This is a genomic window from Legionella saoudiensis (genome assembly GCF_001465875.1).
Lineage (GTDB): Bacteria > Pseudomonadota > Gammaproteobacteria > Legionellales > Legionellaceae > Legionella > Legionella saoudiensis.
In genome coordinates this window covers 1,187,841-1,205,732 of the sequence record NZ_LN901324.1, presented here as the reverse complement: position 1 = coordinate 1,205,732, position 17,892 = coordinate 1,187,841, and the positions used below count along the sequence as shown (strand labels likewise).

The window sequence follows — 17,892 nt, the reverse complement described above, 5'->3', positions numbered from 1 at the left end:
AAATTATTTTACGTTTTTTGCCCATGATTAAATAGAATTTTACGAGCTTCTTCTGATAATACTTTATCTACATTGATGTCTTTCTCTATATCATATGCACGTTGAACGGCGGGGCGCTCTTGAATTTTTAAAAACCATCTTTTTAAAGAAGGGAAATCATTTAAATTTTGTTGCTGCATTTCATGAGGAACAATCCAAGGATAACAGGCCATATCTGCGATTGAGTATTCACTTCCTATAAACTCGCGGTTTGCTAAATGTTTATTTAAAACACCATATAATCTAGCTGTTTCTCGGACATAGCGCTCTGTTGCATAAGGTACGTCTTGGACATAATGGCTAAAATGATGATTTTGTCCTGCCATAGGCCCTAATCCAGCAACTTGCCAAAATAGCCATTGCAGTACCTCATAATGCTCATGCAAATTAGCAGGCAAAAACTGACCGGTTTTTTCGGCTAAATAGAGTAAGATTGCGCCTGATTCAAATATAGCTATAGGTTTTTCAGAGTTTTTGGGAGCATGATCAACCAATGCAGGCATGCGATTATTTGGAGATATTTTCAAAAAGTCTTCAGCAAATTGCTCTCCCTTGGAAATATTTACGGGAACAAGCTTATAGGGCAAATCAGCTTCCTCTAAAAAAATTGTAATTTTATGCCCATTAGGTGTAGGCCAGTAATAAAGATCTATCATAATGTTTAATCCTTTAATTTGCTTAGATCGCTGCTGGATCTATTATAGTACGTACAATAGTTCGAAATGTTAAATTAATTCTAGGCATGCATGTGGCTTTTGTTGGCGGTAAACGGTGAAGCCAATTATTCTGAGTTGCATCTTTCATCACTAATAAACTACCATGCTGAAGAATTTGGGAAACAGTTTCTTTTGTTGTTTTATGCTTAAATGAAAACTTACGCTCTGCACCAAAACTAAGAGAGCCTATCGCACCATTTTTCTTTAAATCTTTCTCAGCATCACTATGCCAGGCCATACCTTCATTGCCATCATGATATAAATTAAGCAGACACGAGTTATACTTTTCTCCGCTTTCTTGTTCAACCATCTCTTTTAGCTCCTTAAGAACAGGAAGCCAGGGGTTCGCTGTTTTGGTTATTTTGGAATAAGTATAGGAAAAGGGCTGGTCGGCATACCAGGCTACTTTGCGTTTAGTAATTATCTTTTTTCCATAAATAATCGCCTCATCATTTTGCCAATTAATGCTTTGCATCAATGCATCATAAAAATCATCAGCCATCTTCGGGGTCATGATAGGGCCATAATAATGTACTGTACCTCCATAAGGGAGTAAATTATGGAATGCCCCAGTTATTTGCTCAATAAGATCCATTCGCTCACCTCTACAACTCTATTTTAGCTGCTTCCCATCCTATAATGGCCTTTTTCTTGGCTTCTCCCCAAAGATAGCCACTTATTTTTCCACTGCTTTGAATTACGCGGTGGCAGGGGATGAGAAAGGCAACGGGGTTGCTGCCAATCGCAGAACCCACTGCTCGTGATGACTTGGGATTTCCTATATTCTGTGCAATATCCCCATAAGTAACTAAAGTTCCCAACGGGATTTTTAAAAGGCTCTCCCAAACTTTTAATTGAAATGGGGTTCCTGCTAAATGCAGTTTGATTTTACTAAGATTATTCCAGTCTTTTTGAAATATAAGCAGAGCATCTTGCTGAAACTTATCAGTAATTTGATAATACTTCGCATTGGGGAGGCGTGTTTTTAAATTGATCAGCGCTTGGGTTTCATCCTCTTCAAAAGACATAGCGCAAACGCCCTTGGCAGTGGAAGCAACAATAATCTTTCCAAAGGGGCTTTCCGCAAAACAATAATTAATGGTTAAATCTGCCCCTCCATTTTTAAATTCTCTAGGTGTCATGCCTTCAATATTCACAAATAAGTCATGCAGACGACTGCCGCTGGATAACCCCGTTTCATAAGTGACATCAAGTAAGGGCATACGCTTTTTTAATAAGTCTTTGGCATAATTTAAGCTAATGTATTGCATGAATTTTTTTGGGCTAACTCCAGCCCATTCGCTAAATATGCGTTGAAAATGATAGGGGCTGACATGAATGGCTTTAGCAACCTCATCTAATGAAGGCTGTGCTTTAAAATGCTCATTAATATAATGAATGGCCTTCTCCACGCGTTCATAGTTGCTTTGATTATGCCCTGACATGTTTTTCAACTCCTTGACTCGTTTGATTAGTTGTACCGAGCCATAAATTTGGATAGCCTTTACTTAATGATAGGTTTTGAGCAAAGCTTATTCTATCCATTTCTTGCGAAATTTATAGTGAACTAACCCAATATTTACTGAAGAGGTTCATAGAATAAAGCGCAGCTGGGCACCTCATCCTTCGCTGTAAACTCCTTAGGATAACGTCTTCTATGGGAATTATTAGGCACATATAAGGCAGTGCCAACCTACGTTTGCTGCTATTCCAATGTTACAATAATCAAATCAAACATTGCTTGGATGTACATGAAAAAAGTTACCCTGTTTTCGGCGTTCTTAGGAACATTGATTGAAGTTTATGATTTTACGGTATTCCCATTGCTTATTCCGATTTTATCGGAGGTCTTTTTTTCTTTCCAAGATAAAAGTACTGCTATTAATTTTACTATTCTGGCATATGTTGTCAGTTATGTGGTTAAACCCTTGGGAGCTATTGGCTTTGGGTATTTAATCGATCATTTAGGGCGAAAAAAAGTATTATTGGTTTCAACCCTATTCATGACTTTAGCAACTTCCGCAATTGGCTTGCTTCCTGCGCATCTTATGGGTATGTATTGGGGTGCAGGTCTTATCATTTGTAGAATAATTCAAGGGTTATCCATATCAGGAGAATATTCTTCGGCCATTATTATGGCGGTAGAGCAGGGAAAAAAATCTCCTGCTTTTTCTGGAAGTTTCGCATTCGTTGGTGGGAGTGTTGGACTGCTATTAGCGAACCTTAGTATTTTTATTCTTCTTTATTTGCTGCCTCATGAGCAAGTTATTCACTACGCTTGGCGTATCCCATTTTTAATTGGCGCATTGAGTTGTTTTATTTTGCTTTTTATTAGAAACAAAATTGATAATTTTATTCCAAGTGATACGGCAATCCCAAGCTTTAGCAATCTTATTAAAAATTATAAAAAGGAACTATTAGGAACGTTTATCGTTACCAATTTATCCGCTTCTGCTTATTATATTACTTTTATTTTTATGCCCACCTTTTTGTCTACATCATTAAATTTATATTCTCATAAGCAATCAATTTTAATCACATTCCTGGCTATTCTAACCTACTTAATTGCTTTGCCATTTGCCGGGATTTTAGCAGATAAATTTGGTGTAATCAGACAAATCAAGATTGCCTCCTTACTTTATTTAGGGTTTTCTTATGTTATTTTTGCTGTATTGCCATGGCTTAATAGCATTTTCTGTATCATGGTATTAGTTTTTTTTGCTCTCATTCAAGCATTACTCAACGCGGCACTGCCTGTTTTTATGGTTACTCAATTTCGATTAAGCTTGCGTGGCAGGGCGCTTGCTGTTTCTTATAACTTCAGTTTGACTATATTTGGTGGTTTAATACCTTCATTAATTATCACTTCTGAAAACCACTTAAACCCAGGTATTCCCATAAGTATCTGCGCTGTTTTATGCTTGCTTTTTATTTATGTTACTGGAAAAAAATATAGCTTTTTACGCAGGGAGGTGGCTACTGATGTATAAGCACTTTTTAAAAAACCACATAAGCTGTATTGGGCAGTATAAATACAGCTGTGGGATAGAATTAGCCTAATTTTTCCATTCGCTCTGAGGAACTAACTACCCTGGTTCAATTAGGCCATACTTATGTAAAAGCTCCACTAGATTGACATCGTCATGAGCACATAACAATTCTTTGGGAAGACCTTCTGGATAGGATAACCAATAATCTAATCCGTTTCCTTTTATTAATCCGGCATCTAACAAACCTTTTAATAGCGGTGCATGTTCAGTTAATAAGGGAATAATATGTTGGTATTTGTTGTATGTTAGAAAAAAATCTTCTGGAGGAAGTGTGTAAGGTCGAATGGCCTGATATCCTGCAATAACTTCATTAAGAGGAAATTCCTTTTTCTTTAATAACCAGTCCACCAATTCTCGAGTAAGCATGTTATGCTCAAACAAGGCGTTTACTCCGTCCCAAACTCGAGAGTCCTTTGCTAGACGTGTCCAGATGGGGCCGTCAAGTCGACGAATTTCATATAATTTTTCAATCACCGGTAATCTGCCAGGATGTTGCTCAAGAATGAAGTAAGCATATTCTTTGTAAGCATGAGTGGTGGTTTGAGAAATTAAATACCATTTTCTAAAGCTAACTATAGGGTGGAATAAAAAATTGAGCATGTCCATATTCAAATGAGATCCTTAATTATTACTATAGCATGAGTTATTGGCATGACGAAATAATGGGTGACCATGGCATTACCTTTCTATTATGCCAATGTCCACGGCAAAAGCCTTAAAACTATGCAGGCATCTCATTTACAACCAGAGCGATAGTAAATTTTTATTTATAACTCTCCTATAGCGACGCTGTTCTTTCGATTCTCATTTTTGACCTGGTTAGAAGCAAAATGTTATGTTGATTATGCCGCAAAGTCGGTCTTTTGCGGCATAATCTTAATTTAGCAAGTACAAGTTACAATTACAGAACCAGTACCCGTGCCGCCAGAATATTCATTTATCACAATATCAAAAAGACCCCCACTGGCACTCCAGGTAACCTGGCTTTGTGTACTTCCTCCACAGCCATCGTCATTACCCGCTATACAGGCGCCGAAAGGAGGTTCTTGTGATTGAAATATTGCAAGTTGCGAATCCATAGACGTTTGTCCACAGGTACTTGCTGTTAATTGTCCTCCACTGCAAGAAATACTATCATATTGAAACAGTTTATAAGGTCCTGAGTTGGGATTAGTACCCCCACACGATGGAGCTCCCGTTCCGGTAATATCATTACTTAAATCAAAAGGGAGTGAAATGCTGCTGTTTATGCACACTGAAGTTGACACAGTAATAGAATAGCTTCTGGAGCCTGTATTGGCATTGGCATCGATTGCCTCAATGGTAAATGAGAAGGTTCCGGCAGTCGTAGATGTGCCTGATATTTTCCCAGTTGAGGTATTTAAAGTAAGGCCGGTTGGTAATGAGCCAGAAACCACGGCATAAGTATATGGAGCGGTGCCATTGCTTGCAATAATTGTCTGGTCATAAGCGCCATTAAGGGGAGCAGGTGGTAGGGATGTCGGAGAAATGGTCAGTGGTGTATTAGCAACTACTGAGATATTTCTGCATGCGGTATTGCTTACTGGGAATAAACAATAGCCATTACCCATTGGCACACAGTCCATACCTAAATTACCAATTTTGTAATTTGGTGTGTTTACTTTTATTCCAGCATTCGGATAGAAATGTTTTGGTACGCCGCATATATTTAAACTTAAGGCAGAAACATTATAATTTTGACATGATAACGCTCCTCTTCCATTAAGACAGAGCGTAATTTCTACGTTTGCAGGTGTGCCTGTTGCAGAAACATTAAAAAACTGACCACTACCACCGCTGGCAAATAAGATTTGACATATCATCATGAGCAATACGGCGCTTATATTTCTTATATACTTGGGCATAATTCATCCATTGAAACTAATAATTTAAGTTAAGTAGTACGTTTTGTCGCAAATTTCCAAAGCGCAAAACGAGGATATTTTGGGCGATTTTATGCTGAGAGTCTATAAAAATTATTTAAAATAGTTGGACTTGCATATTATTACACTAACTTTCTATAGCAGTCAGTTCTTTCGTATATCCCAAATTTGACAATGGCATCTTTCTTATAATTTTAAAATGATATAATAAATTGTAAGGTAATTCTTAGTTGCGAAAAGAAAAAATAGTTATCTATAATGGAAAGAGAAAATTTCGAATTAGTTCCTGCCTCATGTTCTGAATTACGCAAGATTCACATTCAACAATAAGGATTAAGCATGGCTTCGTTATGGAGAGATATTACTGAGATAAAACATAAATACCCCTCCCTTGCATCTGATCTTGAAGTAGAAGTAATCATTATTGGTGGGGGGATTACGGGAGTTACTGCAGCCAAACAACTTATTAATGCTGGAAAAACTGTGGCATTAATTGATTCCCAGGAAATAGGCGGAGTTACCACGGGAGCTTCAACTGGTAATCTCTATGTACCAGTTCAGCCTCTTTTTCAAAGCATCGAGAGTAATTTCGATTTAAACACAGCCAAAAATGTGGCTCATTCACGGCAGATAGCAATTGATTATATTGAAAGTACTGTGAATGAATATAAGATGAAATGCCAATTTAAAAAAAGGCCTTGGTATGCCTACTCGAATAAAAAGGATAATGCTAAATTTCAAGCTGAGATTGAACTTTGGAAAAGAATGGAGTTGGATGTAGATGAGACACAAAATCTACCGCTTAATTTAGAATTTAAAAAAGCCCTAATGATGCCAAATCAGGCAAGGTTTAATCCCTTACAGTATGTAGTTAGCCTGGCTCAAGAATTACATAAAAAAGGGTGTCATATATTTGAAAATACAAGAGCATTAGACATCCAAGAAAATGATAAATGCATTATAACTACAGAAAATGCAAAAATTGTTGGCAAGAAAGTTATTATTGCCACTCACACACCTATAGGAATTAATCCCATACAATTTTTTACTGCACCCTATAGAAGTTATGTAGTGGCCGTGAGCTTAAATAATAAGGAATATCCTGAAGGTCACTTTCGAAATATGGATGATGGCCCTGTTTTATGCACTCACCCTCATTCAGGCAATGATCCTGAATTATTGATGGTTGCCGGTAGCCATCATAAAACTGGGCAAAGTGCGAACATGAACAACAATTTTAAAGAATTAAGCCATTTTTTAGAGCATCAATTTGACGTGAATGAAATTGTTTACCAATGGTCAGCGCAACATTTTCATGCGGCAGACAGTATTCCTTATATCGGCCTCGCAAATGCTTCCGCAAGACATGTTTATATGGCGACCGGATATTTTGCAGATGGTTTGGTCTATGGAACATTAGCTGGAATTATTTTGGGAGATTTACTCAGTGGCAAAATGAATGAATTTTTCAAACTATACGACGCCCGACGCAAGGATTTACTTGATTCCTCTTCTTTTTTATTCAAAGAAAATGGAAATGTTTTATTAGAATATTTGAAAGACCTCCCTCTTTTTACTTCAACTAAATATCAGGATTTGCAAGCGGGTGAAGGCAGAATAGTAGAAGTAAATCGCGTTAAATATGCAGTCTCGAAAAATGAAAAAAATGAATTGCATGTGGTCACAGCAGTTTGTCCTCATATGAAAGGAATAGTATCTTGGAATAATGCTGAGCAAACATGGGATTGTCCTCTTCATGGCAGTCGGTTTTCTCCCCAGGGAGTAGTAATAGAAGGGCCTGCAACATGCCCTTTAGAAGAGCATCATAATAAAATTTTAGATAAGGACGTATAAAATGGCCATCGTAGCAATTATTCTCTTCGCTTTGACAGCGATGGGTGGAGTTTATTTATTAACTTATGTGTTAGAAGAAAAAAATACCCCAAAAGGAATTGCGATTATCCATGGGGTTGCTGGCTCATTAGCAATTATTTCTCTCTTGATAGCCGCTTTTTTTTATCATGTTCTTTTTTACATCTTAATTATTTTCATAGCTGCAGCTATAGGTGGAGGAATTTTATTATTTTTTGATCTGAGTGGAAAAAAAATCCCTAAATTTTTAGCCATAGGTCATGGTGTTTTAGCAATCACAGGTTTTATTATCCTGGCAGTAGTTATTTTTCACTAAACCGTAATCTTTATAATTATTAAAGCCTTTTATCTGCCAGACCCTACCTCGCGAAGGATTAGCTTCATGGGGTTTAATTTTTTTAAGGCTCAAATCGAGATGTTTTGGATATCTATTCCTTTCATCCTCATCTTACATAAAAGCAAAATAGTCCGAGAAAAATTTTAACCGCATAGTTGCATGAACCGTCTCTAAGCATATCCTAAGGCTAATAGCCTTAAACCTGGCTGTGCTATAATTGACCGTATTAAGGAGAAAAGTCGATGCGTTAACCGCTTTATCGAACCATGAGAGGTGCAGATGGATACAATTGCAGTTATTCTCAACAATAAAGCCCGCAATCACAGCGCAGCTGCTTCCTATTTACAAGGCTTGCACGAGGCAGAAATTGCATATCACCTTTATGATAAAACCCCTGAAGATTTAGCAGAAACTATAAAAGAATGTATTAAAACCTATAAGATTATTCTGGTGGGAGGAGGAGATGGGACAATACGGACCGCTGCACATTATTGTGCCTCTACCTCCATCATTTTGGGAGTACTTCCTTTAGGAACTTTGAATCACTTTGCCAAAGAAATGGGGCTACCTGTGAGTGTGGATAAGTTTATTACCTCTCTGCAGCAGCAGCAAACAAGCAAAATTGACGTAGCTCAGGTAAATAATTTCATCTTCATTAATAATTCATCCATTGGTTTTTATCCCAAATTTGCCGATAAACGGGATCAATACAGTAAATATTATAATAAATGGTTGAGTTATATTCCCGGCTTTTGGGAAGGGCTTAAAAAACATAAATCATTTAAGCTCGTCATAAAAAGTAAAAATCTGCAGCTTGCTTTACACACTTCTTTTTTGATGATTAGTAATAATGTTTATTCTTATGAGTTTCCGATAGCCATTAAAAGAGAGAGTTTTCAAAAAGCATTACTAGGAATTTATTATTTTAAGCATGGAAAAATTCGTATTTTTAAATTAATAAAGCGCTTATTTAGTAGCAAAAACCTTTTAGAAATCAACCATTCAATACATCCTGTTGAAGTGCATTTTCGCGACGAGAAAGAAATTACGATTTCTTTAGATGGTGAAACTATTAAAGTAAAAACTCCCTTGTATTATGAAATATTGCCGGGAGCATTAACCCTTTTAACGAGTCCATTATGCGAATAGCTCATATTTCTGATTTGCATTTTGGTATGCATAATCCTGATATTATAGAGCCGTTCCTCAAGGATTGCGCATTGTTAAAGCCTGAGCTTGTAATTATTTCAGGCGATCTCACCCAAAGGGGGAAGGCGACACAATTTCAGCAATTATCAGAGTTTTTAAGGCGTATAACGGTTCCTCAACTGATTGTTCCAGGCAATCATGACATTCCTTTGCATAATCCTCTTGGGCGCTTTTGTCATCCGTTTAAACAGTTTAAAAGGTACATCTCCTCTGAATTGGAGGTGAGTTATGAGAATGAAGAAGTTAATATTTTGGGTGTTAACAGCGTTACACCGTATAAACTTAAAGATGGAGCATTAAGTATTAAGACCTTAACTCGTATTAGAAATCACTTTTCCGATCACTCAAGGCAATTAAATATTCTGTTTTTTCACCATAACCTTAAATATTTTTCGGGGATGCACCATCCTTTGAATAATGCGGCGGAATTTTTGGAGTATTTAAAAGACAGTCCAATTCATCTGGTTTGCACGGGGCATCTGCATTATTCTAATTTAATCTTGATTCCCAAAAGGCAAGGTTTTCCTTGCGCGCTGCTTCATGCGGGTTCTTTGTGTTGTCAACGTACCAAAGATGAGAATAATAGTTTTTATTTTATTGAGATCGAGCAGTTGCGCTGTTCAATTATCAGGCGTATCTATGTAAACAATGCTTTTTCATCTGCAGAGCAGCACTCATTAGATTTTGGAGCTTCGGCTATTTGATTCTTATGTACCTTTGACATCCACTAGACTGTTTATGGTGACAGCCATTGGCTTATCGCATTTTTCGTTTCATCAATGACTTCGTTTAATTGTTTATAAAGGGGCTCAAGAAATTTGACTTGTCCGGTTTTATGATATCGTTCGAGGTATTGGCAGGCATGGACTAGTTTAAATGCGCCACAATAAACCAAGCCTCCTTTCATGCGGTGCGCGATTTTTTCAATATTCTCCCACTCTCCTAAGACATAGGCCATTTTTAGTGCTTTAATATCATTCGGGAGTTCCTGTTCCATCATAAACTTTAGAGTTTTATTAAGTAGGGCTGCATCATTACCCATGCTCGCAAGTGCACTACTAGTGTCTAATAAAGGAAATGCATCCAAAGTAAAAAGTTCTTCTTCTGTCTCTGGTAAATCAGCCGAATGCTTTTTTATAGTTTTTGGGGAAGGGGTTTTATCCACTGGCAACGATGTTGATTGAGCTGAGGAAAAATAAATAAATTTAATTTTTTCTAAAGCCTCTGGAGTGAGTGGCTTAGTAAAGGTATCATTTAATCCTGCATTGAGGCAGTGGTTTTTTATTTTAGCTGCATCATGACCTGTTAGTCCTATAATCGGAACAGGGGGGCGATTATGCTCTTTTTCATAGGCTCTTATTTTTTTAGTCAGATCCAAACCTGATAATCCCGGAAGTCCCAGGTCAGTAATAATTAAATCAAATACTTCTTCTGTAACTAAATTTAGCGCATTCTCTCCATCATGCGCACTGCGATAATGAAAGCCGGCTTGGTTAATCATATGTTCAAGAGTGAGCAATGCAATATGGTTGTCTTCAACAAGCAATAATTTAGGAGCATTTGCAGGCGTTTTACTTTTTGTTTTAGCAGAAGGAGATGTAATTTTTAATTTGTCATTAGTTGAAGCTTCATCACTTATCTTTATTAAGAGATCGAAATAAAAGGTTGTCCCGACTCCGGGTTTACTCGTTAATAGAATTTCCCCACCTAATAAATTGGCATAAGAACTTGCAATATGTAAACCTAGGCCGTGGCCTCGATATAGTCCTTTACGCGAGGGGGTACCGCGAAAAAACTTATCAAATACTTTATCTTGAAGTTCATATGGAATCCCCATACCTGTATCTGCAACAGCAAAGTGTAATAAAACATGAGTTTTCATTTGCTTGAGAAGTTTTACCTCAATCGTAATGTGGCCCGCTTGAGTAAACTTAATTGCATTACCAAGTAAATTTAATAAAATACGGCGCAGTTTCAGGTGGTCGCTTACCAAATAAGGAGGCGTGTTCTCATCGATCTGAGTTTTTAATTCAATTCCTTTTGTTATGGTAGAAGGACGTACCAGTTGTAAAATTTCTTGCAGCATTTGATTGAGTTCAAAAGGTTCTTCGCGTAATGTGGCTTCATTGACGTTTTCGGCCGACACAGTATCTAAGATAACGTTCAACATATTTAGAACTTGCTTGCCACTTTCACCTAACCATTGAGCATATTGTTTTTGATTTGGATCTTGGACTTTATCTTCCAACAATTTAGACATACCTACAACGCCTGTTAGCGGCGTTCTAATATCATGACTCATGTTAGCCAGAAATTCTGTTTTTAAATGATTTTGTAGCTCGAGTTCCTTGTTTTGATTAAATAATTGCTGCTCCAGCTCTTTTTGTTTTGAAATATCACGTATCGCAGCTAAAGCCAACATACCTTCTTCAGTTTCCAATGGGCTTAAACTTATTGCGACAGGGAATTCATGGCCTTTTTTATGCTGCCCATATAACTCCTGGCCTGCCCCCATAGGTCTTATTCGTGGCTTAGCAAAATAATTAGTACGATGACCGACATGATTGTCATGAAAACGTTTAGGTATTAGGAATTCCACATATTGACCAAGTAATTCATTTGGTTTATAGCCAAACAACTGTTCTGCACGATTATTAACTAAGACGATTTTCCCTTCATTATTAATGACAATTAAACAGTCTGGGGTAGCCTCCAAAATGGTTTTAAATTTTGCGTCAGCCTTTTTACGAGGGGTAATATCTCTTATGGCTGCAAGGGCAAAAACGCCTTCATCTGTTTTCAATGGACTTAGGCTTATTTCTACAGGAAATTCAGTACCATCTTTTTTTATGCCATATAATTCTAAGTTTTCACCTATAGAACGCACTTTAGGTGTTATAAAATAATTATCACGGTGATGGACGTGTTTGTTGCGATATCGTTCAGGCATCAGTAGTTCTACATTTTCGCCTAATAACTCAGAACGTGCGTATCCAAATAAACGTTCCGTTTGACTGTTAACTAAAATAATACGACCCTGATTATTAATAATAACCAAAGCATCGGGCATGGATTCAATGATGCTGGAAAGATGAAGAAAATAAGATAATTGACTGTCCATAGTTCCTCTTGTAGAACTGTCTCTCACTTATTGAGAATGTGAGTGTGAACATGTTCACTAATGCCCATTTAATTATTTAAAATTAAATTAGGACGATTTAAAAAGTATAGAATAGATACTTAAAAAATTAAATTTGCTTAGCGTTTAATAGATAGAGGGGGGCATATATCAGAGCTTGCCTAAGAGTTTATAGTCTATAATTATCGTAGTTAACTCTAAGCTAGGACACTAAGATGAAAAGGAACTTTATCTATTCTCTTTTTTTAACGGCTTATTCTGTTTGCGTAATTGCAGCTCCGGACCAGCAAGTAAATACTCAACCCCCATCCTCTAATGCAAATACTAATTTGCAAGGCATTATTTATGGCCCAGGACAAGATGGTCCTATCAAGGTAGAAGGGCAGCCTGGTTATAATCATCCTAATCAATATATTCAATTACAACCTGTTAGTTTGGCACCTAATATGGAGCCTGTTATTCTGCATCCTGATCAGATGAAAGAAGCACAAAAAAAATTAGCGGATTTAGAGGCAAAAACCGGAAAAAAACCGAATGTCATCATTTTCCTAATGGACGATGTGGGTTGGTTTGATATGGGATTTAATGGCGGAGGTATCTCAGTAGGTTCTGCTACACCTAATATAGATAGTATAGCTTCTCAGGGATTAATCCTTACTTCTGCCTATTCGCAACCTACCTGCTCACCTACCCGAGCCACAATAATGACTGGCCAATATCCTGTTCATCATGGGATTCTCTCTCCTCCAATGTATGGTCAGCCAGGAGGATTAGAGGGGATGATCACCATAGCTAAGTTATTATCTAATCTGGGTTATACTACTCAGGCTATTGGAAAATGGCATATAGGAGAAAACACAGGTTCTCAACCCCAAAATGTGGGTTTTGATGATTTCCGTGGTTTTCTTTCTGTTTCTGACATGTATACCGAATGGCGTGATAAAAATTTCAACCCTGAAATTGCCTTAAGCCCTGCGCGTACACAGTACTTAAATGAAGTCCCTTTTAATAAAGATGAAGTACATGCCGTTAAGGGAGGAAAAATTGAGTCTCTTGGTGTGATTACGCCAGAAAATATTAAAAATCTGGATCAAGGCTGGCTGAAATATGGAGGAGTTTATCCGCAAACAAGCACAAACTAAAAAGCCTTTCTTTTTATATTACAATACACGTGGTTGTCACTTTGATAATTATCCCAATGAATATTATGCGGGCCGCTCTGCCTCTCGCACGACCTATGGTGATTGTATTGTCGAAGTGAATGACATTTTTGCCGGACTCTATAAAACTTTGGCTGAAACCAATCAATTAGACAATACCATTATTTTCTTTTCTTCTGATAATGGACCTGAGCAAGAAGTACCTCCTTACGGACGTACCGTTTTTCGTGGAGGTAAAGGCTCTACCTGGGAAGGAGGAGTGCGCGTTCCTACCTTTGTTTATTGGAAAGGAATGATCGAGCCTCGTAAATCAGAGGGCCTATTTGATTTAGCGGATATTTTCCCAACAACTTTGGCTTTAGCAGGAAAAGCGGGTAAAGAAGCGAGTACTTTAGTGCCCTCAGACCGATATATTGATGGGATTGATCAATTATCGTTCTTACTCGCACCTAAGGGAGAATCTAATCGTCGTAGCATTTTATATTTTTTAAATGACCAACTATCTGGGGTTCGAATTGATGAGTTTAAATTTATGACCTTAGTGCAACTTCCAAATAGCGCCACGGAACGCGGCCAAAAAGGAGGAATTAGCGGTACAATTGCTCCTACAGCGGGGTCAATGATGTTTAATATATATACGAACCCTCAAGAGGATGAGTCTATCGGTATTCGACACATTCCTCTAGGAATACCTTTATTAAATGAAATGAATCGTTATAAAGAGGTGCTGAAAAAATTTCCTCCGCGAACCCAAATTAAGATTAATTAGATGAATAAGAAACGGAACGTCTTGCTTTTGCTCGCACAACTAAAGCAAAAGACAAGGCGTGACTCAAGATTTTTATAAAGATTTAATAAGGAAATTCGAGAATGTTTTCAGGCCCCATCTAGTGATAGAAAAATCACTAGATGGGTTTCTTCTTGTTAATAAGTCCACTTTTCTTTTAAGTTGCTTCCAGGACGATTTTCATTTACGCCTAATACAATACCACCGGACTCAATACCAGAGGCAAATACTTTTGCTTTATCTTCAGGGATTCCCCAACCAATTAGCGCGCCTACTAAACCACCGGCAATTCCTCCTGCGCCAACGCCTGCTAAACCAGCAGCAAGAGGGCCTGCAACCACTAAATTTAAGCCAGGGATGACTAAAGCTGTACCTATAGCGGCAATCGCTGCGACGATTCCTCCAATAACTGCCCCTGTGGCTCCTCCTACTCCAGCACCTGTTCCTGCTTTAGAGCCTTCTTTCACTAACACTGAATTATAATATTTATCACGAGAGGCCTCTGACATTAAAATATTTATATCCTCAGGTCTATACCCGGCATCAATGGCATCTTGGTATGCCTTTTCTGCTTCTTCTTGCGTTTTAAAAAGCTGGGTAGTCATATGTATATCTTTAGTAGTATCCATGATAAAAACTCCTATTAAAAATCAAAAAACCATCCATTAATTAAAATTAACTAATGGATGGAATCCCACATTATTTATGAGAATTTTTACCACCTTTACTACGGTCTTGATCTGTTAATTGATGGCCACCTTTTCCATGTTTTGCATGGGAATGTTCACCACCTTTTTTTCTATCTTCTTGGGTTAAATTAGAGCCTTTTCCTTGTTTTGTAGTGCTCATAATACTCTCCTTTAATGTTAACCACTATAAAGTCTAGACTTTACCGCTTTAAACTCAAGTTGGAGATAGCGATTTTTATTGTAACTTTTTGTTAATTCACCAATTATTTTTTTTAAAAAATTGATAAGAATTTATATTTTTTTATCAATTATTCCATATTACTAATTAAAGGTATAATTTGGATTTTTTAACGAAAAATAATTAAAAAATTTAGATGTTTTCTAATGTTAATTAAATAATTAATAGTAATAGATTTTTATTATGAATTATTTAGCAAAAATAAAGCCCAGATTATTACAATCTGAGCTTTATCATGAGGTTAATTACAGTTACCTTTGGTGATACAGTTAACCAAGCTTGTGGCAAAATTATAATTGTTGGCTTCATCATAAGTGACTTCCCATTCAAAAACTCCTCCAAATCCTGGATAAGTTGCTGGAGGAACATAGGTATCACAGCTTGATGAACTAACCACCCCTGTACGTAAACATTGAATTGCACGTTTAATCGTACTAATCACTGCTGCAGGCTGGCCATCACTACTACCCGAAGCATTGGGGGCTGGGTAACCAAGAACGACTTGAGATGGTTTTAAATGGCTAATATAAGGCTGAAAACCTGTTCTTTGCCCAGAGTTAGTTGTAGCAGGCCAGTTGGCCAATAAGTCAGTCGCCATCGCTACGGAAGTGTTAGGGCTGCTGGTATTGTTAGGATCGTAGCAAATTAAATCGATACCATAAGCACAACCCGCATTATACATTTGTATTCCCACCCATTCGAGCGATTGGTACGTTTGCATCACTAGCGAAGCGTAATTTCCCCAAGTTGCATCAAATCCAGAGGTAGCTGAAATATTAGCAATTTGCGGCGCTAAGGTTAGCAATAAACCAGGATGATTAGCATGCATGGTATTAATGATATTTGCTAAAACGGCAATATCTCCGGTAGGTGCAGCAAAGCTCCCCCCAGCATTTAAGCCACTTTCAATATCAAAGTCAAAACCATCGAAACCGTATTGGGTAATCAGGCTCTCTAAAGAACTGATGAACGTTTGTTCAAAAACGGTTGCCGAGGAGGCCGATGATAGAACTTGATGAAAATTAACTGTAGTATTTGCAACACTTGTTGATGCGCCACCCAAAGATAAGAGTACTTTGATTCCCACACTTTGTAATGATTGAATATAGGCTTTGGTTACGGTATCAAATGCGCTGGTAATTTGACCCGGAGCAGAGGTACTAAAAACACCAAAGGCAACTAGAACATGAGTATAACCAGCATTGGCTAATGCGTTCGCTGGAGGAGGGGTTTTCCAGCCAGGTAAATACGCAATAATTCGCCCTCCAGTACTGGTTGTGGAAGGAGTGTAGGTAATAACTTCCGTTGCATTTGCAGAAGCAGTTAAAGGTTGGGGCGAAAAACTTACGGTATAGCCGCTAAGTGGGTTAGCACTTACCGTATAAACAGCTCCATCAGTTAATTGTACAGTGCCTTCACCGGTGCCATTAGTAAGCGAGATCGCTTGGGTAATTGCATTAGCATTACCTGTGGGCGTAAAAGTTACATTTATAGATGAGGTAGTGGAGGGAGCTCCTGTAATCTGCACCGAAACAGTATCTGCTGTCACTTGTGTGCAGGAATAAGCGAGTTGCACGGTTGGTGCAGAGGTAGTCGCTGTAGCGCTGTTGGGTGTAAATGTTGGTGTACAGTTATAGCCATTATAGCTAATGGCTGGAGTTGCAAAGGAATAGTTGATGCCGTTAGCTAGTTGGCTTACTGTGGTTGTATTATTCCAAGCTACAGAAACAGAGCTAGCGCTATTATTATCAGCTCGAGTGAGGGTAACCGTTGGCACTGCAGTATAGCCGGACAATTGGTTAGGTAAGGCGGACAGTTTAATATTAATAGCTCCTTTGCTCGCGGGTTGTGCCGTGTAAGTAATGCTAGAGGACACGGTGGAGTTCGCTGTTAAATTAATACTGCTTGGGTTAGCTGCACCTTGATAAACTATACCTGCGCTATCCGTAATACTGACGGGCGAAATTCCATAAGTTCCTGCAGCTAAGCCAGTTACTGCTTGCTGACCAGACCATGGTACTTGCACCGTACTGACAGTTTGGTTGTTTGCTGTTAGCTTAACGGTAGCATAACCTTGACTAATGTTGGTTGGCTTGGCGGTGTTATTCATTAAGTTGATGGTGCCAGTAGCTATGGGTGAGCTTACATAAACACGAACACTGGAAGCAACATAATCTGCTTGAGGCGCCCCATATATCAGTGTAAACGAGTTTCCTTTAGGTAATATACTATTTGACCCGGTATAATTTGGAAATTGCAAAGTTAAGCTATCTAAATAAGTTTTATCGCTTTGTATTTGTGATGCGATTTTTAATGCATTAACCGGATAAGATAAGGGCGAAAAAACACCCCAAAAATCTGCATTATGGAGCGTGCTTGCTGTGGTAAACGTTATGCTTGAATTTTGAAAGTCGACCCCTTGATCGCAATTATTAGTTAATTGAAGATACACAGTTTTCCAGCTATTCGTACCGGTAGCGCTAAAGTTTGCTGAAATACAGGTGGTAGGTTGCGGTGTCACAATGGGCATTTGTGCCATCGCATTATTTAAGAAGAGTGATAAGCTCACCCCAATCCATTTTATATTCATACTCATCCTTATTATGTAGTTAATAATCTTATAAAATATAAATACATCGACAGTAGCCTTACGCTATTTGCGAGCTATTCAGTGCAAAAGGACCTAAAATAGAAACGGATATTCCGATTGAACGAATGGTAACCTTTAGTGTCAGATTTAAGAGTCTGAGTT

The 17,892-nt window shown here is 37.9% G+C and carries 16 protein-coding genes; 7 read left to right on the top strand and 9 right to left on the bottom strand.

Going from position 1 to position 17,892, the window contains the following annotated elements; translation table 11 throughout:
- Window positions 1-8: 8 nt before the first annotated feature.
- Genes BN3124_RS14160 through BN3124_RS14150 form a run of 3 tightly spaced genes read right to left on the bottom strand, consistent with a single transcriptional unit; the run spans window position 9 to window position 2,200 of the window.
- The gene (locus tag BN3124_RS14160; RefSeq protein WP_058535421.1) at window positions 9-695 is read right to left on the bottom strand and encodes a glutathione S-transferase N-terminal domain-containing protein; all 687 of its coding nucleotides are present in this window, start codon (window positions 693-695) and stop codon (window positions 9-11) included.
- 22 nt (window positions 696-717) lie between these two features.
- Window positions 718-1,350, bottom strand: coding sequence for an alpha-ketoglutarate-dependent dioxygenase AlkB family protein (locus BN3124_RS14155; protein ID WP_058535420.1), 633 nt, complete (start codon window positions 1,348-1,350; stop codon window positions 718-720).
- A gap of 10 nt (window positions 1,351-1,360) precedes the next feature.
- The gene (locus tag BN3124_RS14150; RefSeq protein WP_058535419.1) at window positions 1,361-2,200 is read right to left on the bottom strand and encodes a bifunctional transcriptional activator/DNA repair enzyme AdaA; all 840 of its coding nucleotides are present in this window, start codon (window positions 2,198-2,200) and stop codon (window positions 1,361-1,363) included.
- A gap of 306 nt (window positions 2,201-2,506) precedes the next feature.
- Between BN3124_RS14150 and BN3124_RS14145 the strand changes: the two genes are divergently transcribed.
- The gene (locus BN3124_RS14145) at window positions 2,507-3,745 is read left to right on the top strand and encodes an MFS transporter (RefSeq protein ID WP_058535418.1); all 1,239 of its coding nucleotides are present in this window, start codon (window positions 2,507-2,509) and stop codon (window positions 3,743-3,745) included.
- Between the two features lie 96 nt (window positions 3,746-3,841).
- Here the strand turns inward: BN3124_RS14145 and BN3124_RS14140 are convergent, their stop codons facing one another.
- Both BN3124_RS14140 and BN3124_RS14135 read right to left on the bottom strand, forming a co-directional pair.
- Window positions 3,842-4,411: a hypothetical protein gene (locus BN3124_RS14140; protein ID WP_058535417.1), complete on the bottom strand. Its 570-nt coding sequence runs from the start codon at window positions 4,409-4,411 to the stop codon at window positions 3,842-3,844.
- 275 nt (window positions 4,412-4,686) lie between these two features.
- Window positions 4,687-5,691, bottom strand: a complete 1,005-nt coding sequence (locus BN3124_RS14135; RefSeq protein ID WP_058535416.1) for an Ig domain-containing protein — start codon at window positions 5,689-5,691, stop codon at window positions 4,687-4,689.
- A gap of 357 nt (window positions 5,692-6,048) precedes the next feature.
- Here BN3124_RS14135 and BN3124_RS14130 point away from each other — a divergent pair, with 357 nt between their 5' ends.
- The 4 genes from BN3124_RS14130 to BN3124_RS14115 all read left to right on the top strand — a co-directional run bounded on the left by BN3124_RS14130 (window position 6,049) and on the right by BN3124_RS14115 (window position 9,831).
- On the top strand, window positions 6,049-7,563 hold the full coding sequence (locus BN3124_RS14130; RefSeq protein ID WP_058535415.1) for an FAD-dependent oxidoreductase: 1,515 nt from the start codon (window positions 6,049-6,051) through the stop codon (window positions 7,561-7,563).
- Between the two features lies 1 nt (window position 7,564).
- Window positions 7,565-7,897 carry a hypothetical protein gene (locus tag BN3124_RS14125; protein ID WP_058535414.1) on the top strand — a complete coding sequence of 111 codons (333 nt, stop codon included), beginning with the start codon at window positions 7,565-7,567 and terminating at the stop codon, window positions 7,895-7,897.
- Window positions 7,898-8,197: 300 nt separating this feature from the next.
- Complete coding sequence (locus BN3124_RS14120; RefSeq protein ID WP_058535413.1) at window positions 8,198-9,067, top strand: diacylglycerol/lipid kinase family protein; 870 nt, start codon at window positions 8,198-8,200, stop codon at window positions 9,065-9,067.
- Window positions 9,058-9,831: a metallophosphoesterase family protein gene (locus tag BN3124_RS14115; protein ID WP_058535412.1), complete on the top strand. Its 774-nt coding sequence runs from the start codon at window positions 9,058-9,060 to the stop codon at window positions 9,829-9,831. Before BN3124_RS14120 ends, BN3124_RS14115 begins: the two co-directional genes overlap by 10 nt.
- A 32-nt stretch (window positions 9,832-9,863) precedes the next feature.
- Here the strand turns inward: BN3124_RS14115 and BN3124_RS14110 are convergent, their stop codons facing one another.
- Window positions 9,864-12,248 carry a PAS domain-containing hybrid sensor histidine kinase/response regulator gene (locus BN3124_RS14110; RefSeq protein ID WP_058535411.1) on the bottom strand — a complete coding sequence of 795 codons (2,385 nt, stop codon included), beginning with the start codon at window positions 12,246-12,248 and terminating at the stop codon, window positions 9,864-9,866.
- Window positions 12,249-12,481: 233 nt separating this feature from the next.
- On the opposite strand from BN3124_RS14110, the gene BN3124_RS17500 reads away from it, so the two are divergent.
- On the top strand, window positions 12,482-13,408 hold the full coding sequence (locus BN3124_RS17500) for a sulfatase-like hydrolase/transferase (protein ID WP_330139779.1): 927 nt from the start codon (window positions 12,482-12,484) through the stop codon (window positions 13,406-13,408).
- Window positions 13,374-14,195 (top strand): sulfatase-like hydrolase/transferase, encoded by an 822-nt coding sequence (locus BN3124_RS17495; RefSeq protein WP_330139776.1) that lies wholly within the window; start codon window positions 13,374-13,376, stop codon window positions 14,193-14,195. Before BN3124_RS17500 ends, BN3124_RS17495 begins: the two co-directional genes overlap by 35 nt.
- 155 nt (window positions 14,196-14,350) lie before the next feature.
- On the opposite strand, the gene BN3124_RS14100 is transcribed toward BN3124_RS17495, so the two are convergent.
- The 3 genes from BN3124_RS14100 to BN3124_RS14095 all read right to left on the bottom strand — a co-directional run bounded on the left by BN3124_RS14100 (window position 14,351) and on the right by BN3124_RS14095 (window position 17,730).
- Window positions 14,351-14,842 (bottom strand): hypothetical protein, encoded by a 492-nt coding sequence (locus tag BN3124_RS14100; protein WP_058535410.1) that lies wholly within the window; start codon window positions 14,840-14,842, stop codon window positions 14,351-14,353.
- A gap of 70 nt (window positions 14,843-14,912) precedes the next feature.
- Complete coding sequence (locus BN3124_RS17105) at window positions 14,913-15,062, bottom strand: hypothetical protein (RefSeq protein ID WP_155522668.1); 150 nt, start codon at window positions 15,060-15,062, stop codon at window positions 14,913-14,915.
- Window positions 15,063-15,381: 319 nt separating this feature from the next.
- The gene (locus tag BN3124_RS14095) at window positions 15,382-17,730 is read right to left on the bottom strand and encodes a glycosyl hydrolase family 18 protein (protein ID WP_230849149.1); all 2,349 of its coding nucleotides are present in this window, start codon (window positions 17,728-17,730) and stop codon (window positions 15,382-15,384) included.
- Window positions 17,731-17,892: the final 162 nt, after the last annotated feature.